Origin of the sequence: Marisediminicola sp. LYQ85 (genome assembly GCF_046600695.1) — a bacterium.
Taxonomy (GTDB): domain Bacteria; phylum Actinomycetota; class Actinomycetes; order Actinomycetales; family Microbacteriaceae; genus Marisediminicola.
Window position 1 is genome coordinate 138387 of record NZ_JBKIWO010000001.1, and the last position, 22671, is coordinate 161057.

At 70.4% G+C, this 22671-nt stretch carries 19 protein-coding genes; 11 read left to right on the forward strand and 8 right to left on the reverse strand.

The window, feature by feature from the left end; translation table 11 throughout:
• Positions 1–62: 62 nt before the first annotated feature.
• Both ACLHG5_RS00600 and ACLHG5_RS00605 read left to right on the forward strand, forming a co-directional pair.
• A complete protein-coding gene (locus ACLHG5_RS00600) occupies positions 63–2921 on the forward strand; it encodes a glycosyltransferase (protein ID WP_411317553.1) in 2859 nt (952 codons plus the stop codon).
• Complete coding sequence (locus ACLHG5_RS00605) at positions 2914–4701, forward strand: DUF5719 family protein (protein WP_411317554.1); 1788 nt, start codon at positions 2914–2916, stop codon at positions 4699–4701. The genes ACLHG5_RS00600 and ACLHG5_RS00605 overlap by 8 nt, the downstream gene beginning before the upstream one ends.
• 31 nt (positions 4702–4732) lie before the next feature.
• On the opposite strand, the gene ACLHG5_RS00610 is transcribed toward ACLHG5_RS00605, so the two are convergent.
• A complete protein-coding gene (locus ACLHG5_RS00610) occupies positions 4733–5200 on the reverse strand; it encodes a metallopeptidase family protein (RefSeq protein WP_411317555.1) in 468 nt (155 codons plus the stop codon).
• A gap of 24 nt (positions 5201–5224) precedes the next feature.
• On the opposite strand from ACLHG5_RS00610, the gene ACLHG5_RS00615 reads away from it, so the two are divergent.
• The 3 genes from ACLHG5_RS00615 to ahcY all read left to right on the forward strand — a co-directional run bounded on the left by ACLHG5_RS00615 (position 5225) and on the right by ahcY (position 8408).
• Positions 5225–5446, forward strand: coding sequence for a DUF3499 family protein (locus ACLHG5_RS00615; RefSeq protein ID WP_411316146.1), 222 nt, complete (start codon positions 5225–5227; stop codon positions 5444–5446).
• A complete protein-coding gene (locus ACLHG5_RS00620; protein WP_411317556.1) occupies positions 5443–6870 on the forward strand; it encodes a phosphomannomutase/phosphoglucomutase in 1428 nt (475 codons plus the stop codon). Before ACLHG5_RS00615 ends, ACLHG5_RS00620 begins: the two co-directional genes overlap by 4 nt.
• 62 nt (positions 6871–6932) lie before the next feature.
• Entirely contained in the window at positions 6933–8408 is a 1476-nt protein-coding gene (gene ahcY / locus ACLHG5_RS00625; protein WP_411317557.1) for an adenosylhomocysteinase, read from the forward strand.
• Here the strand turns inward: ahcY and ACLHG5_RS00630 are convergent.
• Both ACLHG5_RS00630 and ACLHG5_RS00635 read right to left on the reverse strand, forming a co-directional pair.
• Positions 8402–9448, reverse strand: coding sequence for an oxidoreductase (locus ACLHG5_RS00630; protein ID WP_411317558.1), 1047 nt, complete (start codon positions 9446–9448; stop codon positions 8402–8404). The genes ahcY and ACLHG5_RS00630 overlap by 7 nt on opposite strands.
• A 69-nt stretch (positions 9449–9517) precedes the next feature.
• Positions 9518–10369 carry an RDD family protein gene (locus tag ACLHG5_RS00635; protein WP_411316142.1) on the reverse strand — a complete coding sequence of 284 codons (852 nt, stop codon included), beginning with the start codon at positions 10367–10369 and terminating at the stop codon, positions 9518–9520.
• A 17-nt stretch (positions 10370–10386) separates the two neighbouring features.
• Here ACLHG5_RS00635 and ACLHG5_RS00640 point away from each other — a divergent pair, with 17 nt between their 5' ends.
• A complete protein-coding gene (locus ACLHG5_RS00640; RefSeq protein ID WP_411316141.1) occupies positions 10387–11385 on the forward strand; it encodes a stage II sporulation protein M in 999 nt (332 codons plus the stop codon).
• A gap of 21 nt (positions 11386–11406) precedes the next feature.
• Here ACLHG5_RS00640 and ACLHG5_RS00645 read toward each other — a convergent pair whose 3' ends face one another.
• The 5 genes from ACLHG5_RS00645 to ACLHG5_RS00665 all read right to left on the reverse strand — a co-directional run bounded on the left by ACLHG5_RS00645 (position 11407) and on the right by ACLHG5_RS00665 (position 16756).
• A complete protein-coding gene (locus tag ACLHG5_RS00645) occupies positions 11407–12699 on the reverse strand; it encodes a DUF58 domain-containing protein (RefSeq protein ID WP_411316140.1) in 1293 nt (430 codons plus the stop codon).
• On the reverse strand, positions 12699–13652 hold the full coding sequence (locus ACLHG5_RS00650; RefSeq protein WP_411317559.1) for an AAA family ATPase: 954 nt from the start codon (positions 13650–13652) through the stop codon (positions 12699–12701). Before ACLHG5_RS00650 ends, ACLHG5_RS00645 begins: the two co-directional genes overlap by 1 nt.
• A gap of 67 nt (positions 13653–13719) precedes the next feature.
• On the reverse strand, positions 13720–14970 hold the full coding sequence (locus ACLHG5_RS00655) for a DUF4350 domain-containing protein (RefSeq protein WP_411317560.1): 1251 nt from the start codon (positions 14968–14970) through the stop codon (positions 13720–13722).
• Entirely contained in the window at positions 14967–15602 is a 636-nt protein-coding gene (locus ACLHG5_RS00660) for a DUF4129 domain-containing protein (protein WP_411316137.1), read from the reverse strand. Before ACLHG5_RS00660 ends, ACLHG5_RS00655 begins: the two co-directional genes overlap by 4 nt.
• Positions 15599–16756, reverse strand: coding sequence for a hypothetical protein (locus ACLHG5_RS00665; RefSeq protein ID WP_411317561.1), 1158 nt, complete (start codon positions 16754–16756; stop codon positions 15599–15601). Before ACLHG5_RS00665 ends, ACLHG5_RS00660 begins: the two co-directional genes overlap by 4 nt.
• 127 nt (positions 16757–16883) lie before the next feature.
• On the opposite strand from ACLHG5_RS00665, the gene mtrA reads away from it, so the two are divergent.
• From mtrA to hpf, 5 genes are all read left to right on the forward strand, one after another.
• The gene (gene mtrA, locus ACLHG5_RS00670) at positions 16884–17561 is read left to right on the forward strand and encodes an MtrAB system response regulator MtrA (RefSeq protein ID WP_411316135.1); all 678 of its coding nucleotides are present in this window, start codon (positions 16884–16886) and stop codon (positions 17559–17561) included.
• A 10-nt stretch (positions 17562–17571) separates the two neighbouring features.
• Positions 17572–19161 (forward strand): MtrAB system histidine kinase MtrB, encoded by a 1590-nt coding sequence (gene mtrB / locus ACLHG5_RS00675; RefSeq protein WP_411317562.1) that lies wholly within the window; start codon positions 17572–17574, stop codon positions 19159–19161.
• Positions 19158–20858 carry an LpqB family beta-propeller domain-containing protein gene (locus ACLHG5_RS00680; protein WP_411316133.1) on the forward strand — a complete coding sequence of 567 codons (1701 nt, stop codon included), beginning with the start codon at positions 19158–19160 and terminating at the stop codon, positions 20856–20858. Before mtrB ends, ACLHG5_RS00680 begins: the two co-directional genes overlap by 4 nt.
• Before the next feature lie 99 nt (positions 20859–20957).
• On the forward strand, positions 20958–21749 hold the full coding sequence (locus ACLHG5_RS00685) for a ComF family protein (RefSeq protein WP_411317563.1): 792 nt from the start codon (positions 20958–20960) through the stop codon (positions 21747–21749).
• 79 nt (positions 21750–21828) lie between these two features.
• A complete protein-coding gene (gene hpf / locus ACLHG5_RS00690) occupies positions 21829–22524 on the forward strand; it encodes a ribosome hibernation-promoting factor, HPF/YfiA family (protein ID WP_411316131.1) in 696 nt (231 codons plus the stop codon).
• Positions 22525–22671 lie beyond the last annotated feature (147 nt).

Sequence of the window (22671 nt, forward strand, 5' to 3'; positions counted from 1 at the left end):
GCTTTGCCCGCCCGCGTGTGTCACCCGTCTGATCTGCGCCACGCGGCTTTAGGCTCGGTCAGATGCGTCAGCGAGTAACCGCGATCGTCGTCGCCCACTCGGGCGCCGACCTCCTCGAGCGAACCCTCGAGGCCGTCGGACGCCAATCGAGGCTCCCCGACAACCTCGTCGGAGTGGATGTCGCGTCCGTCGACAGGTCGAGCGAGGTCTTCGCGCGCTCCTCGGCAGCGCACCTCGTCGCCGCGCCGTCCGGTTCGTCGTTCGGTGCGGCCGTATCGCACGCCCTCGACGTCGCCGTGCCCCCGGGGGAGCCGGGGGAGTGGCTCTGGCTCCTCGCGCACGACAACGTGCCCGAACCGGACGCGCTGGCCGCGCTCCTCGGCGCGGTCGAGATCGCACCCTCGGTCGCGATCGCCGGACCCAAGCTCATGCGCATCGACGACCCTGCCGTGATCGCGGAGTTCGGCGAATCGATGACGAAGCTCGGGGCGTCGGTCGGACTCGTCGCGAGCGAGCTCGATCAAGCACAGCACGACGTGCAGAACGACGTCCTGGGTGTCTCCGCCTCGGGAATGCTCGTTCGCCGGTCGCTCTGGGCCGAGCTCGGCGGGTTCGACCCCGCCCTCGGCTCGACCGACGCGTCGCTCGACTTCTCCATCCGCGCGAGACTCGCGGGACACCGTGTCATCGGCGTTCCCGCGGCCAAGGTCGCGAGTGCCGGTGGTCCCTATCTGTTCGACGCACCGCGCGTGAGCTCCGCCAAGCGCACGACGATCGCGCGCGCAGCCCAACTGCACCGGCGGCTCACCTACGCCCCCCTCGCGGCGGTCCCGCTGCACTGGCTGTCGCTCCTGCCCCTCGCTATCGCCCGATCGATCGTGCACCTCCTCGCGAAACGGCCGGGGCTCGTCGGCGCTGAATTCGGTGCGGCCCTCACGGCGGCCGTCGGTATCGGCAGGGTCGCCGCCGCGCGCCGAACGCTGCGTCGCACGAAGACCCTCGGATGGTCGTCGATCGAGCCGCTGCGCATCACGGCGCGGGCTGCGCGGGAACAGCGCGCCCGCAAATCCGGCACTGCGCCGCGCGGTGCCGTGCCCGTCGCCCTCGTCGAACCGCTCGGGTTCATCTCGGGCGGGGGACTCTGGGCGGTCGTCATCACCGGTCTCCTGGGGCTCATCGCCTTCGGCACTCTCCTCGGCTCGACGACGGTCGTCGGTGGGTCACTCGTGCCGCTCGCGGACTCCGTGTCGCAACTGTGGAGCAACGTCGGGTGGGGTGCGAGGTCGATCGGCACCGGATTCGACGGTGCAGCCGACCCGTTCGCCGCCCTCCTCGCGGTGCTCGGGAGCATCACCTTCTGGCAACCGTCGCTCGCGATAGTGCTGCTCTACCTCGTCGCCCTCCCTCTCGCGTCACTGAGCGCGTGGTTCTGCGCGAGACGCTTGAGCGAGAGGCCGTGGCTCCCCGCCCTCGCCGCCATCCTGTGGGCGGTCGCCCCGCCGTTCCTCGGCTCCCTCCACACGGGCCACCTCGGCGCGGCGATCGTGCACATCGTGCTGCCGGTGTTCGTCGTGCTCCTGCTCGGCGCCTCGAGTTCGTGGGCGGCATCCGCGGGGGCGGCCCTCGTCTTCGCCGTGATCGCCGCCTCGGCTCCGTCGACCGTTCCGGTTCTCGTTCTCGCGTGGGTCGCGCTCATGGTGTTCCGCCCGTCGAACGCGCACCGTGTTCTCGCCATCCCGCTTCCGGCCGCGGTGCTCTTCGCGCCGCTCGTCGTCGACCAGATCACGCGGGGCACCCCGCTCGGTCTGCTCGCCGACCCTGGCGTGCCGTCGGGTGGCGGCACCCTGTCGGGACTCCAGCTCGCGCTCGGCTCGCTCACGGGAGGCTCCGACGGCTGGACGGAGTTGCTCGGCGAGCTCTCGCTCCCGTCGACGGCGGGACCGATCGTGGCGTCCGCACTCTTGCTCCCCCTCGCGGTGCTCGCGGTGCTCGCCCTCTTCGTGCGCGGGTCGCGCCGAGCGATCCCCGCGCTCGCCGTCGCCCTCGTCGGCTATGCGACCGCCGTGCTCGCGTCGCGGATCTCCGTGACCTCGATCGCCGACGCCCCCGTCGCCCTGTGGTCCGGTGCCGGCGCGAGTCTCTACTGGCTCGGTCTGCTCGGGTCGGCGATCGTCGCTCTCGACGCCATCGGGCGGGCGGCGACGAGCGCCGCTCTTCTCGTCGGGGTCGCCTCGGTTCTCGTCGCCGTGCCCCTCATCTCCGCCGTCTTCCTCGGGTCGACGACGATCGCGCCGTCGACCGATCGGATGCTCCCGGCCTTCGTCGACGCCGAGGCCCAGTCGCGCCCCGACGTGGGCACCCTCGTTCTCGACCCTGTCGCGGGCGACGAGATCTCGGCGACGCTCGAGCGCGGTCGGGGCACGCACCTCGACGACCAGTCGACCCTGTGGTGGACGACGACGGATGCGGGCGCCGAGGAGGTCGCCGTCGCGACTCTCGCGGGCAACCTCGTGTCGCGCAGCGGGTTCGATTCCGCGGCCGAACTCGACCGCCTCTCGATCGCGTTCGTACTGCTCGCCACTTCTGAGGGCGAGGAGACCGACGCGGTCACCACGCGCGCGAAGGAGGCGCTCGACGGCAACGCGCTGTTCGTCCCTGTCGGCGACACCGCTGCGGGATCACTGTGGCGCTATTCGGGTGACGAGACGGCCTCGGGCGAGCAAGCGGACGCGCAGCTCGATCGGGGCAGCCGCAACACCGAGTCGGTCTACGGGATCCTCGTGCTCGTCGTTCAGGGCCTCGTCGTCGGCCTCACCGTGCTGCTCGCTATCCCGACCGGATTGGGTCGGCGCGAGGTCGCCGATCGCGGCCGGGTGAGCGATCGACCCGCGACGACGTTCGAGAGGACCGACGATGACTGACCGCACGGGACGCGACGACGGCGCCGGCCCAACGGAGCCACCCGCTACCGGCCCCGACCCGGTCGAGCAGGGCGCCGCCGAGCCGGGCGCCGCCGAGCAGGGCGCCACCGAGCCGGGCGCCGCCGAGCCGGCCGCCGAGCCCACCGCCGCCGAGCCCACGGGGCTCGAGCCGGAGGAGGAGTCGTCTCTCGAGACCCCGCTCCCCGAACCGACGGGGGAGCAGAACCCGCGCGCTCGCCGCTTCCGCCGTGTCACCCGCAAGGGCGCGATCGTCGTGACCGCTCGCGGCCTCACGGGCGCCATCGCGGTCGCGGTCGCGGTCGTGGCCATCGGCGCCGCGACGGTCGTGACCGATCGCGCCTACACCGTCGATCCCCCCGTCTCGCTCGTCGAGCCCCTCGCGACCGCGCAGCAGCGGGTGTGCCCCGGTCCGCTCCTGCAATTCGGCGACGAGTCGGGAGGCGCGACGGTCGTCTCGTCGGTCGGCGAGGTCGACGAGGTCGTGCGGGCGACGGAGCCGGGCGCCGAGTCCGCGCCGCTCGACGACACCGACGACTCTCGCGACGTCGCTCCCACTCTCGTGACCCTCCCGCCGTCGAGCGCGTCTGGTCCGTCGAGCGACGATGTCGCTCTCGCGGGCGCCCAGTCCGCCGACGTGTCGGCGGGCGACCTCGTCGGTCTCACCGCGGCCGAGTGCTCCGAGGCCGCGGGCGACTCCTGGCTCGTCGGTGGGGCGACGGATGTCGGGCGCAACACCCTCGTGACCCTGAGCAACCCCTCGGCCGTCGCCGCGGTCGTCTCGCTCCGCATCTACGGCGACGAAGGCGAGATCATCGCGCCGGGCACCGAGGGCATCACGGTGGCGCCGAGCACGCAGCGCGTGTTCTCGCTCGCCGGGTTCGCCCCCGATCTCGTCTCGCCCGTCGTGCACGTGTCGAGCCAGGGCGGCCTCGTCGTCGCCAACCTCCAGCAGTCCACAGTGCGCACCCTCGCTCCCGGCGGGGTCGACATCGTCGGCACCACGGCCACGCCGTCGCGGTCGGCGGTCATCCCCGGATTCCGCGTCGTCGACGGCGAGGACGTCGTCGCGGCCCAGACCGAGACGGGGTTCGTCGACCTCGAGAGCATCGTGCGGATCTTCGCGCCCGGGAGTACCGACACGACCGTGACGGTCACCATCACTCCCGAGACCGACCTGTCGTCCTCGGGCTCCGGCGATGGCGACGACGGCGACGGCGTCGGGTCCGACGCGACCGCGGACGCCGCGTCGTTCGAGGTCGAGGTCACCGCGGGCGAGGTCACCGACATCCCTGTCGCGGGGCTCGAAGACGGTCGCTACACCGTGAGGGTCGACTCCGAGGAGCCCGTCGTCGCGGCCGCTCGCGTGAGTGTCGTGGCCGACGAGGTCGCGAGCGACTTCATGTGGCTCACGGCGCCGAGCCCGCTGCGGGAGACCGCGATCGCGACCGTCGCGCCGGGGCCCGCGGCCCGCATCCACCTCGCCAACGCGAGCGGCGAGCAACGCGACGTCGTCGTGACGATCCGTCGCGACGACGACGACGAGGTGACCGAACGACAGACCGCCGTGACACTCGACGCGTCGGAGAGTGTCTCACTCGCCGTCAGGGCGGGTGACGAGGTCGACCTCGAGGGCGTCGAGGGTGTCACGGCCGCCGTGACCTACTCGGGCGAGGCGCAAGCGGCGTCGTACCGCATCAGCTCCCCCGGCGCCGGGTCGAGCGACATCGCCGTGTATCGCGGTCGCCCCGCCGCGCGCTGACCGCCGCGCGCCCGATCCCGTCGTGAGCTCGTCAGAGCGATCGATAGCGCTCGGGCGCGAGATCCCAGGGGTCTTTGCCGAGGTACTCCGCGACGGCGCGGAAGACGCAGCTCTCGACGTAGAGCTGCCGTTGCACGTCGTCGGAACGCTGCAGCTTCGAGAAGCGCTCGACGGGCACGCGGAAGAGCGTGATCCTCTTCTCGGAGGGAGCCACACGCCAGCGTTCCACACCGGCGGTGTCGGTCGGGTTGTCGGTCTCGACGCCGAGCCGCGACGGGAGGTCGGCGACCTCGACGCGCACGTCGTGCAGGTCGTCGGCCCAGAGATCCCGCAGGTAGTCGGCCGTCGATGCGACGGTCGACTCGAAGAGGTCGGCGCGCGTGCGCAATCGCGGAAGCGGCGGCACCGTGACCGACGAGCGGATGCCGCGACCGTGGCGGTCGCGAGATACCCCTCGAGACACTCCGCGTCCGGTCGCGCGTCGCGCGGGCCCTGTCATCAGGTCAGTCTAGGCTGACGGCAAATGGATGGACGGCTCTGCAGCAAGGTCGCCTGCGTCAGTGACGCGGTGTCGACACTCACCTACGACTACGGCGACTCGATGGCGGTGCTCGGCCCCCTCAGCTACGCCCCCGAGCCGCACAGCTACGACCTGTGCCCCAAGCACTCCGAGCGCCTGTCTGTTCCGCAGGGGTGGCAGGTCGTGAGGCACGTCGTCATGCGTGACCTAGGATTTTCGGCATGACTGACGAGGGCGCGGGCCCGATCGACCTCTCCCCGTTCATCAAGGCCTACGACGTGCGAGGCCTCGTCGGGTCGCAACTGACCGACGACGTCGTGCGGGCCCTCGGGGCGGCGTTCGCCGACGAGGTCGGCGCCCCCGGGTCGTCGGTCGTCGTCGGCCACGACATGAGGGACTCGTCTCCCGGTTTCGTCGAGGCCTTCTCCCGCGGTGTCGTCGCTCGCGGTGTCGACGTCGTGTCGATCGGGCTGTGTTCGACCGACGAGACGTACTTCGCGTCTGGTCGACTCGACCTCCCGGCCGCGATGTTCACGGCGAGCCACAACCCGGCGACCTACAACGGCATCAAGTTCAGTCGTGCGGGCGCCCAGGGAATCAGTTTCGACACGGGGCTCGAGTCGATCCGGGATCGCGCGACGCGCTACCTCGAGAACGGGATCGACGCGGTGGAGACGCCCGGCGTCGTGGGCGAGCGCGACGTGCTCGCCGACTACGCGGGATACCTGCGCGAGCTCGTCGACCTGCGCGGCATCCGCCCTCTCAAGGTCGTCGTCGACGCGGGCAACGGCATGGGCGGGCTCACCGTGCCCGCCGTGCTCGGGGGCTCCGCCGGGCTCCCCGAGCTGCCTCTCGACATCGTGCCGCTGTACTTCGAGCTCGACGGCACGTTTCCGAACCACGAGGCCAACCCTCTCGACCCCGCGAACATCGTCGACCTGCAGCGCGCCGTCGTCGAACACGGCGCGGACCTCGGGCTCGCGTTCGACGGTGACGCCGATCGCTGCTTCGTCGTCGACGAGCGTGGAGAGGCCGTCACACCGTCGGCGATCGCCGCGATCGTCGCCCTCCGGTCGATCGCGCGGGCGAAGTCGCTCGGCGACGACGAGGTCGTCGTGCTGCACAACCTCATCACCTCGAGGTTCGTGCCCGAGACGATCGAGTCCGCGGGAGCGGTCGCCGTGCGCACCAGGGTCGGGCACTCGCTCATCAAAGACGAGATGGCGTCGACGGGAGCCGTGTTCGGCGGCGAGCACTCGGCGCACTACTACTTCAAAGAGTTCTGGGGCGCAGACAACGGGATGCTCGCGGCCATGCACACGCTCGCCGAGCTCGGGTCGAACGACGAAACGATGTCCGCCCTCTCGGCGAGGTTCACGCCGTATTCGGCGAGCGGAGAGATCAACTCGACGGTCACCGACGTCTCGGCGGCATACGCTCGCATCGTCGACGCCTTCGCCTCGTCGGCGGAGTTCGATGAGCTCGACGGGCTCACGGTCACGGGAACGCGGCTCGCCGACGGTCCGTTCTGGTGGTTCAACGTGCGGCCGTCGAACACCGAGCCGCTCCTGCGCCTCAACGTCGAGGCGGAGACCTCGACCGAGATGACGCGCGTGCGCGACGCGGTGCTCGAGCTCATCCGGCGCTGACACCCCCGCGTCGGCGCGCAAACGCACAGCCCGTGAGCCCGCCGACCTGAGACAATGGCGCCATGACGCTCGCCACCACCACTCTCCCCTTCAGGGTCGCCGACCTCTCTCTCGCCACCGCGGGGCGCCACCAGTTGCGTCTCGCCGAGAACGAGATGCCCGGGCTCATGGCCCTCCGCGAGGAGTTCGGCGACAGCAAGCCCCTCGCCGGCGCGCGCATCGCCGGCAGCCTGCACATGACGGTGCAGACGGCCGTGCTCATCGAGACCCTCGTGGCGCTCGGTGCCCAGGTGCGATGGGCCAGCTGCAACATCTTCTCGACCCAGGACGAGGCTGCCGCGGCCGTCGCCGTCGGTCCGACGGGAACCCCGGAGGCTCCCGCGGGTGTGCCGGTGTTCGCGTGGAAGGGCGAGTCGCTCGAGGAGTACTGGTGGTGCACCTCGCAGATCTTCGACTGGAGTGCCGAGGCCGAGGCCGCCGGCGCCTCGTGGACCGGCCCCAACATGATCCTCGACGACGGTGGCGACGCGACGATCCTCGTGCACAAGGGTCGCGAGTTCGAGGCGGCCGGCGCGGTGCCGGATGCCGCGCCCGGCGATTCGGCCGAGTACGGCGTCATCCTCGACACCCTCCGGGCCTCGCTCGCGTCGAGCTCCGACCGCTGGACCCGCATCGGAGACGACATCCTCGGGGTCACCGAGGAAACCACGACGGGCGTGCACCGCCTCTACGAGCTCTCGAAGAACGACGATCTGCTGTTCGCGGCGATCAACGTCAACGACTCGGTCACGAAGTCGAAGTTCGACAACAAGTACGGCATCCGCCACTCGCTCCCCGACGGTCTGAACCGCGCGACCGACGTGCTCATCGGCGGCAAGGTCGTCTTCGTCGCGGGCTACGGCGACGTCGGCAAGGGGGCGGCGGAGGCCATGCGCGGCCAGGGTGCCCGCGTCATCGTCTCGGAGGTCGACCCGATCTGCGCGCTCCAGGCGGTCATGGACGGCTTCCAGGTCACGACGATCGAGAGCGTGCTCGACCAGATCGACATCGTCGTCACCGGAACGGGCAACGAGAACGTCATCACGGTCGAGCACCTCCTCGGCCTCAAGCACCTCGCGATCGTCGCGAACGTCGGTCACTTCGACAACGAGATCGACATGGCGTCACTCGAAGCCCTCGAGGGCGCCGAGCGCGTCGAGATCAAGCCCCAGGTGCACGAGTGGCGCCTTCCGAACGGTCGCGCGATCCTCGTGCTCTCCGAGGGCCGCCTCATGAACCTCGGCAACGCCACGGGCCACCCCTCGTTCGTCATGAGTACGTCGTTCACGAACCAGGTCCTCGCGCAGATCGAGCTCTACGCCCACGGCGAGAACTACGAGAAGAAGGTCTACGTGCTGCCGAAGCACCTCGACGAGAAGGTCGCGCGCTTGCACCTCGACGCCCTCGGGGTCACGCTCACGACCCTGACCCCTCGCCAGGCCGCCTACATCGGCGTCGACCAGGCCGGGCCGTACAAGGTCGACCACTACCGCTACTGAGGTGCCGCGGGCGGGCTCTCGCGCGCAGTCTCGAGTTCGACCACGAGGTCGTGTTCGTGAGCCGGTGCGAGTCCCGCGCCGCCGGGGAAGGGCGAGTCGCTCTCGTGTGCGAGCGCGGCGTCGCGGAGGGTGTCTTCGAGCGGGCGCACGGTCAGTCCCGCTGCGCGCGCGGCGGCGGACGACCTCGCGTTCATGCCGTACCACGAGCGATCCGACACCCACAGGGGCAGCGATCGCGGACCGGCCCACTCGGAGACACCTCGGTCGAGGAGCCAGCGTTCCGCCGCGACGACGGTGGGAGCGGTGCTTCTCGTCACCGCTCTCGCCGCTGCTCTCGCCGCGTCGAGGTGAGCGGGAAACGGCACGGGGGTGCCCCCGGCGTTGAACACTCCCGCGGTGCCCGCCTCGGCGGCGCGCACGAGCCAGTCGGCCAGATCACGGACGTCGATGAGGGCGGTCGGGAGGTCGGGGGCGTCGGGAACGAGCACGGGACCGCCGGAGATCGAGTCTCCCGCCGTCTCCCGGGCGAAGCGTCGGGGCCAGTAGTCCGTGCGTCCTGTCGGGTCTCCCGGCCCGCCGATGAGCCCTGCTCGGGCGATGAGCGAGCGGCCCGACCCGAACGCCGCGAGCACGGCGCTCTCGCATGCGACCTTCGCCGGCCCGTAGTGGTCGGGGTCGGTGAAGCTGTCGGCGACGAGCGCCGGGAGGAGTTTGGCGGTCTCGTCCGCACCCTCGTCGCTCTGCGAGGCGTAGACGTTGCCCGTCGAGACGAAGACGTAGCGGCCGGACCGCGATCGGAGCTCGCGCACGGCGCGGCGCACATGCCCCGGTTGCCTCGCGACATCGACGACGACATCCCAGTGCGCTCCCGCGGGGAGCGGGAGCTCGCGCGGGTCGTCGCGGTCCGCGACGACGAGCTCCGCGCCGTCGGGCACGGCTGAGCCGCGCGCGAGGCACGTGACGTCGTGCCCCCGCTCGAGCGCCGTCGCGGCGATCCGGTGACCGAGCCAGGCTGTACCGCCGAGGACGAGGAATCTCATGTCCGAATGGTGTCACGCCGGACGGGCGGAGAGCCCGCGGGTGCCGGTCGCCTCGCCGCGGCCGAGAGGTCAGTCGCGATCGGGGAACCGGTGCGGCATCCCCGTGAGCACCGGATCGAGCTGATCGAGCCTTGCCCGCTCGAGCGCGAGAGCCGCGCTGTCACGATCGCGTCGGATGGCTGTGACGGCGAGAAGGAACGCTTCGGGGTGGATGTCGGGAACCGAGCTGACGAACGGAGTCGCCTCGACCGCGAGTTCGTCGGCGACCCTCATGCGAGCCGTCGCGGTCATGCCGGGGGCGCCCACGAGGAATTGCGCGATCCGCCTCGACAGCCGATCGGGGAGCCGCCGCACATCCGCCGTCTCGGCCCACGCCTCGAGCTCCGTCGGCACCGAGAACTCCGGCTCGACCGCGGAGCTCACGCGCTCGTGCTGGCTGTACGTGCCCGCGAGGATGTCGCCGATGCGCTTCGTGCGGGAGTTGAGAAGCCCGACGACGGCCGCGAGTCCACCGAGGGTCGTGATGATCTCGAGTGAACCCGTGAGGGCGCGGATGAACGCGTGCCGAAAGCCGATCGCTCCGCCGTCGTCGCGCACGATGCGGGCGCCGACAGCGAGTTTGCCGAGCGATTTGCCCCGCGTGAGCGTCTCGATCGCGGTCGGCACGACGATCGTGACGAAGACGAACAGCGCGACCGAGATGGCCGCGACGGCCGCATCGTCGAGTGACCCGGAGACGAGCGGGCTCGTGAGGAGCAGCACCCCGCCGATGCCGAGAACGACCACGAGGAGGAAATCGATCATCGCTCCGGCGGCACGCAACACGAAACTCGCGGGCCGCAGATCGAGGGCGACCGCCTCGCCCGTCACGAGTTCGTCGTCGGTCTCGTAGTCCGGTTCGAACTCGGGGAGCTGAGCCATGCCTAGTATTTAAGCAGATGGATCTTCACGCATACTCCGCCGCCCACCGCGATGAATGGGACAGGCTTGCCCAGCTCGGCAATCAACGCCGCCACACGGGGGCCGAAGCCGACGAGCTCATCGAGCGCTATCAGTCGGCGACGGCGCAGCTGTCGACGATGAAGACGACGACGGGCTCGTCGACGCACGCCGACCGGCTGTCGCTGCGTCTGAGCCGCGCGCGCTTGCGTTTCACGGGGGTCGGCGTCAACGTCGTCGACCAGATGCGGATGTTCTTCTTCCTGCAGTTGCCCGCCGCGCTCTACCGGATCCGATGGACGACCCTCGCCGTCGCCTTCGCGACGGGGCTCATCGGGTTCCTCACGGCGCTGTGGTTCATCGACAACCCCGCGCTCCTCACGGGTCTCGGCTCGGAGGCGACGAGGCGGGCCTACGCCGAGGAGGAGTTCGTGGGTTACTACTCGAACAACCCCGAGGCGTCGTTCGCCGGCCAGGTCTGGACGAACAACGCGCGGATCGCCGCGCAGTGCATCGCGTTCGGCATCACCGGGCTGTTCGTGCCCTACGTGATCATGCAGAACGCGATGGGCCTCGGGCAGTCCGCGGCGATCATGAATGAGTTCGGGCGTCTCGGCGACTTCTTCCTCTACATCTCCCCTCACGGCCAGCTCGAGCTCTACGCGGTCTTCGTCGCGGCGGCGGCCGGCCTCCTCATCTTCTGGTCGTGGGTCGCCCCCGGCGCTCGCACGCGAGGCGAGGCTCTCGCTCAAGACGGGCGAGCCCTCTTCACCGTCGCGATCGGCCTCATCATCGCCCTGCTCGTCTCCGGTGTCATCGAGGGCTGGGTCACCCGCCAGGAGAGTTGGCCGTGGCCCGTCAAGATCGGCATCGGCACGATCGCCCTCGCGGCGTTCCTCGCCTACCAGTGGGGCCTCGGCGGTCGTGCGTCACGGGCCGGTCAGACGGGTGACCTCGAGGAGTTCGAGGCCGGAGCCCGTCGCATCGTCGCGGGCTGACCGGATCGCGCGACCCGGTGGCTAGAGGCGGCCGGCGCGCTTGAGCGCGATGTAGCGGTCGGCGACCGCGGGGGGAAGGTCCGCGGGGGGAGCGGTCACGACATCCGCTCCGAGCCTCACGACGGCTTCGGTCACGCGCGCGGTGTCGAGGAGCGAGCGCTCGGCGGCGGCGGCACGATAGATCGACGACCGATCGCTGCGATCGGCCACAGCTTCGACGATGGCGGGGTCGCTCACCGATGACACCACGACGAGGTGCTTGCGCGTCAACTGGGGAAGCACCGAGAGCAGCCCGCGCGAGGCGCCCGGTGCGTCGATCGACGTCATGAGAACCACGAGTGCCCGTTGCGACGTGACAGAGTTCACGAGAGCGGGCACCGCGGACCAGTCCATCTCGATGAGCTCGGGATTCACGGGAGCCATCGTCGTGACCATGCGGTTGAGGAGCTCGGGACCGTTGACCCCCTGCACGCGACCGCGGATGCGCCGGTCGTAGATGACGGTGTCGACGCGATCACCCGCGGTGCTCGCGAGGGCCGCGAGGAGCAGGGCCGATTCGAAGGCCGTGTCGATGCGCGGCTCGTCGGCGATGCGCGCGGCCGAGGTGCGCGCGCTGTCGATGACGACGACCACGCGCCGGTCGCGCTCGGGGCGCCACGTGCGCACCATGAGGTCGTCGCGTCGCGCGGTCGCGCGCCAGTCGATCGACCGCACATCGTCTCCGCGCACGTATTCGCGCAGGCTGTCGAACTCGGTTCCCTGGCCGCGCACCTGCACGCTCGTGGCGCCGTCGAGTTCACGGAGGCGCGCGATGCGCGACGGGAGGTGCTTGCGCGAGTTGAACGGGGGGAGCACCCGCAGAACGCTCGATTCGGCGATTGTGGCTTGTCTCGCGGCGAGGCGCAGCGGCCCGAACGACCGGATGGTCACGTGCACGGCGCGACGCTCACCTCGACGGAACGGGGTGAGGATGGTCGTGACGATGCGCCTCTCGCCCGCCGGGATCGAGACGGCCGACCTCGTGCTCGCCGCTCCCGCCGACGGTTGCCAACCGTCGCGCACGATGCCGCGGATGCGCCGCACGCCGCGATTCGTGATCGTGAGAGTGCTCGTGACGCTCTCACCGAGTCGCACGCGCGACGGCACGTCGCGCGTGAGGGTCACCGCCCGGGGAGAACCCGCGAGCAGGATGTCAACGGCCCCGAGCACGATCGCGAGAGCGAGCCACACGGCCGCGGCGGCGGGTTCGCCCGAGAGCACGATCGGCACGATGCCAACCGCGACGAGGGCGACGAACCAGCCGGAGATGGCCACTAGATCGGCACCTGCACGTGCTGCATGATCGAGCGCAGGATCGTGTCCGACGTGACGCCCTCGAGTTCCGCCTCGGGGCGGAGCTGGATGCGGTGGCGCAGCACCGGGAGCGCCATCGCCTGCACGTGGTCGGGGGTCACGCCGTCGGACCCCGTGAGCCACGCCCACGCCTTCGACGCGGCGAGCAGTGCGGTCGACCCGCGCGGCGACACCCCGAGTCTCACCGACGGGCTGCTCCGGGTGGCGCGCGCGAGGTCGACGGCGTACCCGATGACGTCGGCGTTGGTGTTCACGCGAGCGACGAGGGCTTGAGCTTCGGCGAGCTCGGCCGCCGTCAACACGGGAGTGACCCCCGCGGCGGTGAGGTCGCGCGGCGAGAACCCCGCGGCGTGGCGACGCAGAACCTCGACCTCGACGTCGCGCTCGGGCAGATCGAGCACGAGCTTGAGCAGAAAGCGGTCGAGTTGCGCTTCGGGCAGGGTGTACGTGCCCTCGTACTCGACGGGGTTCTGCGTCGCCGCGACCATGAACGGCACGGGCAGCAAGCGGCTCTCGCCGTCGACCGAGACCTGGCGCTCCTCCATCGCCTCGAGAAGCGCGGACTGCGTCTTGGGGGGAGTGCGGTTGATCTCGTCCGCGAGCATGATGTTGGTGAAGACCGGACCGGCCCGGAACTCGAACTCGCCGGCCTTCGCGTCGTAGACGAGCGATCCGGTGACATCGCCGGGCATGAGGTCGGGGGTGAACTGCACGCGCTTGGTGTCGAGGCTCAGCGCGTGGCTCAGCGAGCGCACGAGGAGGGTCTTCGCGACCCCCGGCACACCCTCGAGCAGCACGTGGCCGCCCGCGAGAAGGGCGATGAGCAGGCCCGTGACCGCGCCATCCTGGCCGACGACGGCCTTGCCGACCTCGGTTCGCACGTTGGCGAAAGCTGTTCTCAACTCGGTTGTCATGAGCGTGGCGTCTCCGGATCGATCGGTGGTCTCTGGTGGGGAAGGCGTGGTGTGGGATGGGTGGTCGTCACGGGGCCACCGCGCGGCGCACGGAGGCTTCGAGGGCGAGGAGGTCGTCGCTCGAGCGCACGAGGTCGACGTCGGTCTCGGGGGTCGAGTCGACGAGGGTCTCCCTCACGCTCCGCGGATCGGTGCCGAGCACGGAGGCGACCGCGAGGATCACCTCGTCGAGCGTCGCGGAGCTCGCGAGTCCGCACGCTCGCGCGAGGCGAGCGACACTGCCGATGCGCAGCGCGTCGAGGGCCCGGGAGCGTGCCGCCGCCTTCTGGTAGAGGCGCGCTCGACCCTCCATGGTCTCGCTCGACCGCGGTGTGACGGGGAGGTTCTCGACGATGAGCGGACCGAACCGGCGACCCCTCCAGACGGCGGCGACGACGACGAGAGCCACCGCGAGGGTGATCGCGGGCGTCACCCACGGCGGAGTGAAGTCCGCCGGGTTGACGATCTCCGACGAATCGGATGCCGACGGCAGGTACCAGACGAGGGTGTCCGTCTCGCCGAGCACCGTGAGCGCGAATGCGGCGTTGCCGAGCGACCGGATCTGCCCGTTGGTGAGGGCGTCGGTCGCCCCGAGGATGTCGAGGGTCGAACCGTCGCGATCGATGCTCACGAACGAGTAGGCGGGGTCGCTCCCCTCGCTCTCGCTCCGCAGGCACACGTCGGCCGTCGCGGCGGCATCGTCGTCGACGCGGTAGGACACCCCGCCGGGCGACACCGTCGCGTCTGCCGTGATCGCGGGGCGCGAGCATCCGGCCTCGAGGGCGTCGTCGTCGGGGGATCCCGCGGCACTCACGCCGGGGGCGAGCTCGCGCAGCATCGTGAAACCCGGCTCGATGAGCACCGTGCGCGCGGAGAGCGCCGTGACCTCGGCGAGCTGGTCGGCGTCGAGGATGCCGTCGGGGTCGAAGAGGGCGATCGAGACCGACTCGGCCGACGCGGCCGAGAGAGCCTGCCTCGTCTCGTCGAGGCTCGAGGTCTCGACGACATCGACACCCTGCTGACGGAGCACCTCCGCGACGGCCATCGTGCCCTCGGGAGCGGGGTTCGCGGGGGAGAGTCTCCGGGCATCGTCCGACGCGCCCACGAGCAGAAGTGACCCGACCGCGAGCAGCACGACACCGAGGAATGCCACGATCCAGAAGAGCGACCTGCGCCCCGATTGCCTCAAGGTCGGGGTGAGGACCGTCGCTCGGGAGTCCGGCGCGGGCGCGAGGGCCGGAGCGGGCGCGAGGGCCGGAGCGGGCGCTGGCGCGGTCACGCGGGCACCGGTGCGTCGAAGAGGGGGCGAGCCGACCTCACGCGAGCCTCGAGGGCGACCACGCGCGACCACTGCTCCTCGCTTCCCGTGCGATCGAGGTAGCGCACCTCGTCGAAGTCGGATGCCGCGGCGGCGAGCCCCGCGGCGGAGTCGGGGAAGTGCGCTCCCGCGGCCGCGGCGAACGCGCTCGCCGTCATCCCGGGCGTCGGCGTCACGACGGCGCGTTCGGCGAGCCCGCGCGCGATGGCGCGGAACATCTCCTCGATCGCGAGATCCCAGCGGGCGTCGCGCGCCGCCGCTTCGGCCGCGCGGCGGATGGCCGCGGCGTCACGTTCGTCGTCATCGCCGAAGAGAGCCCCCGTGACCGCGCTCTTGCGGTTGATGCGCGGGGCTCCGTAGATCACGTAGAGGCCCACGAGACCGGCGATCACGACGACCGCGACGACGATCCAGGCGAGCGAGGGCGGGCCGCCCTCGATGCCGTCGAGGAGACCGAGGATCCAGTCCCACACGGCGGAGGCGAGCCTGTCGAAGAGGTTGGGTTGCGCCTCGGTGTAGACCGTCTTCGCGAGTTCGCGCTCGAGGAGATCGCGGGCCTCGTCGACGTCCGGCTCGATGGGGGCGAGCCTCATGCCGTCTCGCGCACCGTCTCGAACGGGTTGCGGGCTCCGGCGTCGCCCACTTGCCTCGCCTCGACGTAGCGGATGAGGTCGAGGTCGAGCCCCTCCTTGCGGATGCGCTGATCGAGGTACAGCAGGGCGGTCGTCGCCGACTGGATCACGAGGATGACCGCCGAGATGACGACCGTCGCGATGAGGCTCACGACGACGGTCACGACGAGCACGACGATGACGACGGTCTCGTCACCCGTGGGCGCGAGGATGGCGGGGAGGAACGAGGCCGCGATCTGCAGCGGGGCGCTCACGATGCTCGACGCGACGTTGAGGATGATCGCGACGAGGAGGAGGGTTCCGAACGTGCGCCAGAAAGCGTTGTTCGTGAGCCGCCACGAGCGCGAGATCGCCGCGCGGATGGACACGCGCTCGAGCACGATCGCGCTCGGCACGAAAGCGAGTTTCGTCGTGAGCCACGCGGTGAGCACGATCCCCCCGAGAACGAGCAGCACCGCGAGACCGATGCCGATCGCGATGCCCGCGTCGCCCGCGACGAAAGCCGCGACGACGACGGCGATCGCCGCGACGAGGGCGACGAGCACGATGACGGTCACGACGAGGGTGTACCCGACGACGGCGCCGATGCGCCCCTTCGCGAGGCGCCACAACTGGGGGAAGCGGAGCTTCTCACCGAGAGACTGCCTCGCGACCTCGAGCACGACGATCGCTTGCATGATGGCCGTCGCGACGAGCAGCAGGATCATGGGCACGAGGGTCGACAGCACGATGAGAGCGACCGCTCCCGCCGCGATGTCGTCGGCGTCGGAGGCGCTCGCCGCCGAGTCGATGCGGGAGAACGCGAAGAACGTCACGAGCCCCGTGACGAGAAAGGTCAGGAGGTAGGCGACGCCGACGAGGAGCAGGCTCACACCAAAGGTCGGCCGCGGGTTGCGGCGGAGCAAACGGTACGGCGCTCCGAGGATCGTGCCGAACTCGAGAGGCCGCAGCGGAATGAGCCCGGGCTTCGGCGGCGGCGTCCATCCGGCGTTCGCGCCGGGCCCCGCACCCGGAGGTGTCGCGGGGGTCGTCGCCGGGCTGTACGACGGCTCGCTCCCGCTCGGGCGCACGGGTCCCGCGGCCTCCGGCGACTGCCACGCGTGGTTGTCGGTCACTCGATCCCCCTCGAACCGCGCCCCAGGTCGTGGGCGCCACCCGACGATGCTTTCACACTCGACTACTGTTGTGCCAAAGCTCCACCCACGTCCGCGCGACGGGCGTGCGAATCCGAAGACGGAGACGATGACAGCACGCATCCTTGTGGTCGACGACGACACAGCGCTCGCCGAGATGATCGGCATCGTGCTGCGCACCGAGGGCTTCGACCCGGTCTTCTGCGCCGACGGTTCGGGGGCGTTCGACGCGTTCGTGGCATCCAAGCCCGACCTCGTCCTCCTCGACCTCATGCTCCCGGGCAAAGACGGCATCGAGGTGTGCGCCGAGATCCGCGCCGAGTCCGGGGTGCCGGTCATCATGCTCACGGCGAAGTCCGACACGGCGGATGTCGTGCGCGGCCTCGAGAGCGGAGCGGACGACTACGTCGTCAAACCGTTCAACCCCAAAGAGCTCGTCGCGCGCATCCGCACGCGGCTTCGACCGACCGCGTCCGATTCGACCGACGTGCTCACCGTCGGAGACATCGAGCTCGACGTCGCGGGCCACGAGGTGCGTCGCGGCGACAGCAGGATCAACCTCACCCCGCTCGAGTTCGAGCTCCTGCTCGCCCTCGCCTCCAAACCGCAACAGGTGTTCACGAGGGAGATGCTCCTCGAGCAGGTGTGGGGCTACCACTACAAGGCCGACACGAGGCTCGTCAACGTGCACGTGCAGCGTCTGCGCGCCAAAGTGGAGGTCGACCCCGACAACCCGCAGATCGTGATGACCGTGCGGGGCGTCGGCTACCGCGCGGGCTCCCACTGACGGGCTCCGCGTGACGTGGCGTTCGGCGCTCGCGCGACTGCTGCGGTTCTGGCGCACGTCGCTGCAGTTCCGCACGGTCGCGATCACCGTCATCCTCTCGAGCGCCGCGGTGACGATCATCGGGGCCTACATGTCCGTGAGCATCGGCGGCAACCTCTTCGCGTCGCGACAGGAACAGGTCAACTCCGAGGCGGTGCGCGCCAACCTCATCGCGCAGCAGATCTTCGACGCGACCGATGACGCCAACCCCGTCGAGCTCGCGACCCTCGGGGTGCAAGTGCAGACGGCCGTCGCGAGCTCGACGACGAGCCCGGGAGGCACGGGCATCGCGATCCTGCGCTCCGACCAACCGCCCACGCCGCAGATCCTGCAGCCGACGAGCAGCCGGGACTTTCCGGACGAGGTCGTGACGCCGCAGATGCGCGTCGCCGTCTCGGAGACGTCGGAGCGCGTGTTCCTGCAGTCGGTCGACCTGCCGAACGACGCACCGGGGCTCGTCGCGGGGTCGAGGTTGACCGTGCCCTCCGCGGGGCTCTACGAGCTCTACCTCGTCTACGACCTGAGCGACGCGGAGCGCACTCTGGGTTTCGTGCAGCAGACTCTCTTCGCCGGCGGTCTCGCGCTCGTCGCGCTCATCGGCGGGGTGACCTACATCGTCGTGCGGCTCGTGGTCGGCCCGGTGCGACTCGCCGCCGAAACGAGCGAGAGGCTCGCGGCGGGCGAGCTCGAGGTCCGGATACCGGAGAAGGGGGAGGATGTCATCGCGACCCTCGCTCGATCGTTCAACGGCATGGCCGACAGCCTGCAGCAGCAGATCACCAAACTCGCCGACCTCTCGCGAGTGCAACAGCGTTTCGTCTCCGACGTCTCGCACGAGTTGCGCACACCGCTCACGACCATCCGCCTCGCGGGCGATGTTCTCTACGACCAGCGCGAGAGCTTCCCGCCCGCGACCGAGCGCACGGCCGAACTGCTCCACACCCAGGTCGAGCGATTCGAGGTCCTCCTCGCCGACCTCCTCGAGATCAGTCGCTACGACGCGGGGGCCGTCGAACTCGACCTCGAGCCGACCAACCTCGTGCGTCTCGTCGACGACGCCGTCGACCAGATGGGTTCCCTCGCCCACGAGCGGGGGAGCGAGATGTTCGTCGTCGCGCCCGGAGGCTATTTCGAGGCCGAAGTGGATGCCCGGCGCATCCGCCGCATCCTGCGCAACCTCCTCGGCAACGCCGTCGAACACGGCGAGGGGCGACCGATCGTCGTCACGGTCGACAGCAATGCGACCGCGGTCGCCATCGCCGTGCGCGATCACGGCATCGGCATGAGCGAGAGTGACGTCGAGAAGGTCTTCGAGAGATTCTGGCGCGCCGACCCTTCTCGCCGGCGCACGATCGGCGGCACGGGTCTGGGGCTCGCGATCTCTCTCGAAGACGCCATCCAGCACGACGGCCACCTCGATGTCTGGTCGGAGGTCGGCACCGGCACGTGCTTCAGGCTCACCCTGCCGCGCGTGCGCGGTGTCGGAATCGCGAGGTCGCCACTCGAGCTGCCCCCGCAGGAGCTCGTCGACGCGCCGCCCGGTGAGGACGGCCCATCGTGACGCGCCACGCTCGCTCGCTCGCGGCCCGGTCGGTGCGGGCGGTGGCCGGGGCCGCCCTCGTCGCCGTCGCGCTCGCCGGGTGCGTCGGCATCCCGTCGTCGGGTTCGGTCATCGTCGGCGAAGACCTCGTCGAGCAAGACGCCGGATTCGAGTACTTTCCGCTCGGTCCCGTCGCCGGCGCCGAGCCCGCCGACATCGCGCGCGGATTCGTCGATGCCTTCACAGGATCGGCGAACGACTACGAGGTCGCGAGGCAGTTCTTGAGCGACGGGTTCGAGGCCGAGTGGAACCCGCGTCGCTCCGTCACGGTGCGCAACACCGAGGGGCGATTCACCGAGGTCGACGACGACACCGTCGAATACTCCCTCGCCTCCGTCGCAACCGTCGACTCGGCGGGGGCGTACCGCCGCAACTCCGAGCCCGCGGCGCTCGTGCTGCCGTTCGACTTCGTGCAGGAGAACGGGGAGTGGCGCATCAGCTCGGCCGACGACGGCATCGTGCTCTCCGACATCACCTTCCGCTCGCTCTTCGACACCCACACGCTCTACTTCCTCGACCCCGAGAACGACGAGCTCGTTCCCGACCTGCGGTGGTTCGCCACCGGCTCGGCGACTCAGCGCATCGTCACGACGCTCTTGAGCGGTCCGCCCCCGTGGTTGAGCGGGGCCGTGCGAACCGCGTTTCCCGAGGGCACCCAGCTCGACGGTCCGAGCATCGACGTGCAGGCCGGCGTCGCCGACCTCGGCCTCACGACCGAGGCGCTCTCGGCCGACGACGCCGAGCGGCAGCTCATGCAAGTGCAGTTGACCGAGAGCCTCGCGACCGTGCCGAACATCCGCCGCGTCAGCCTCACGGTCGGCGGGACACCGCTCATCTCGAGCGAGGTCTCCGACACCGTTCCCCAGCCCGAACCCTCCGTCGACTCGCGCGCGCTCGTCGAGCGCGAGGGGAGCGTCGGGTTCGTCTCGGGAGACGGGGTCGCCTCGATCGGGTCGCTCGGAGAGAAGATCGCCGACCTCGACGCCGTCGGCGCGACCGTCGCCCTCGAGCAGGGGGTCGCGGCCGTGCGCAGCTCGTCAGGCGTCTCGCTCGTGAGGGCGGGCGAGGGCGCGGCGACCCTCCTCGACACGCGGCAGTCCCTCGTGACCCCGTCTCTCGACGACGTCGGATTCGTCTGGGTCGCGTCGCAGACCGACGCCTCCGTAGTCTTGGCCTACAGCTTCGACGGGGCCGTCACGAGACTCGCGACCGGACTCCCCTCCGACGCGGATGTCGCTGCGATCGACATCTCCCGTGACGGCGCGCGCATCCTGATCTTCGTCGAGTCCGAGGAGGGGACGCGGCTCGTCGTCAAGGCGATCAGCCGCGACGCCAACGCCGACGGGGTGCCGCTCGCCCTGAGCGAGTCGGTGCTCGACTCCGTCGTCTCCGGGGCGGACGCCCTCGATGCGACGTGGGTCGACGAGCTCACCGTCGCGACGCTCTCGACGACGGGATCGGGCAGCGCCGTCGTGGCACACACCGTGGGTGGCGACCGCACCCCGCTCGGTGCAGCGCCCGGCGCCGTCGCCCTCGTGGGCGGGAACGGGGAATCCAACCTGCGGGCGATCGACGACTCGGGGATGATCCTCCTACGCAGCGGAAGCGGATGGACGGAGACGGGCGTCGAGGTGGGTTTCATCGCGACCCAGCGCTGACCCGGAGTGAGCCCCCTCCCCGGGGGTGACGCGGCACGGTCGCTCCACGGTGAGGTGCTGGCGACGTTCGAGAGCCGCCCCGGGCGCGAGGCTCGGCTCATGCCGCGCCGCCCGCCTGCCCCACACCCGCTCGCGCGCGAGGCGGTGCCGGGGCGCGCGCGAGAGGCGCTGCCGGCGCTCGTGCGCGAGGCGGTGCTCGACGCCGCGGCGGTCGTGCTGCCCGTGTCGTGCGCCGGGTGCGGCGCCGACGGGCGCAGCGTGTGCCGGGAGTGTCTCGCCGCCCTCGCCCCACAGCCTCTCGCTCCCGTGACTCTCGACGCCGCGAACCTCGCGGGGAGCACGGTGTCGGTGACCGCCTCCGCGCGCTACGAGCGGGTCATGCGCGCGGTCATCGTCGCGGTGAAGGAGAACGGCAGACGAGACGCGGCGACACCCGTCGCACTCGCGCTCGCGGCATCCGTGCACCGAGCCCTCGAGGGGGTGAGGGTGGATGCCGGGGCGCCCGCGATCGAGATCGCGATGGTGCCGTCGTCGGCATCCGCCTATCGCGCGCGCGGGTTCGATCCGGTCGCGCTCCTCGTGCGGCGGGGAGGGCTCCCGGGGCCCGCTCGAGTGCTCCGCCGCGCCCGCTCGACCGTCGCCCAGAAGTCGCTCGACAGCGCCGCGCGTGCCCGCAACGCGCACGGGTCGCTCGCCGCCCGATCGCGTCTCGACGGCCGCTTCTTCCTGCTCGTCGACGACGTCGTCACGACCGGTTCGACTCTCGCCGAGGCGACACGGGCGATCACGGCGGCGGGCGGTAACGTCGTGGCGGCCGCCGCCGCGGCGGCCACGCCGAGACGCTCGAGCAATACCCGGGCATCGGATGACATCACCGTTTCCGGAGACTAGGTTGGGCGAAAGAGGCGCGGAGCACCGCGTGGTTCACGAGGGTGCAGCACTACCGTGCCGAGCGAACTGGGAGGACGTCATGGAAATCTCCATCAACGGACTGGGCCTCGGAATCACCGATCGATTCCGCGACTACGCCACCGAAAAGGCCGAGAAGATCGCGCATCTCGCCGAGAAGGCCCAAGCCTTCGAAGTGAAAGTCTCCCGTCACAGCGGGAAGAACGGGTCGTCGGGGGATGACCGCGTCGAGCTGACGCTCATCGGCCCCGGGCCGCTCGTGCGGGCCGAGTCGAACGGATCCGACAAGTACGTCGCATTCGATCTGGCCTTCGACAAACTCGTGCAGAGACTCCGCAAGGCGAAGGACCGCTCGAAGGTCCATCGCGGTAAGCACCGACCGACCTCGCTGCGCGAGGCGAGCGCCGACGGTTTCAGCGTCGTCGACATCACCCCCGCCGATCCCGAGGTGCTCGATCGCGTGCGCACGGGCGGAATCGACATCGTGCCGTCGGCGACGGCCGACGAGACCGAAGACGACTGGAGCCCTGTCGTCATCCGCAAGAAGGTGTTCGCGTCGATGCCGATGACGGTCGACGACGCGCTCTACTACATGGAACTCGTCGGGCACGATTTCTACCTCTTCATCGACGCCGAGACCGACCGCCCGAGCGTCGTCTACCGACGCAAGGGCTGGGACTACGGCGTCATCGGTCTCGACGATGACGCCGCCGAGATCCAGGAGAGCGTGACGGCGTCACGGAAGCGATCGAGCTGACCCGCTCGCGAAAGAGAGCACGCTGAGGGGCGTCGATCCACGAGGATCGGCGCCCCTCAGCACGCTCCTAGTGGCGCATCGCTAGGATTGGTCAGCATCACGGATCGGTCACGGACCGGTTTCACGGCCCTGATCGATCTGGCGGCC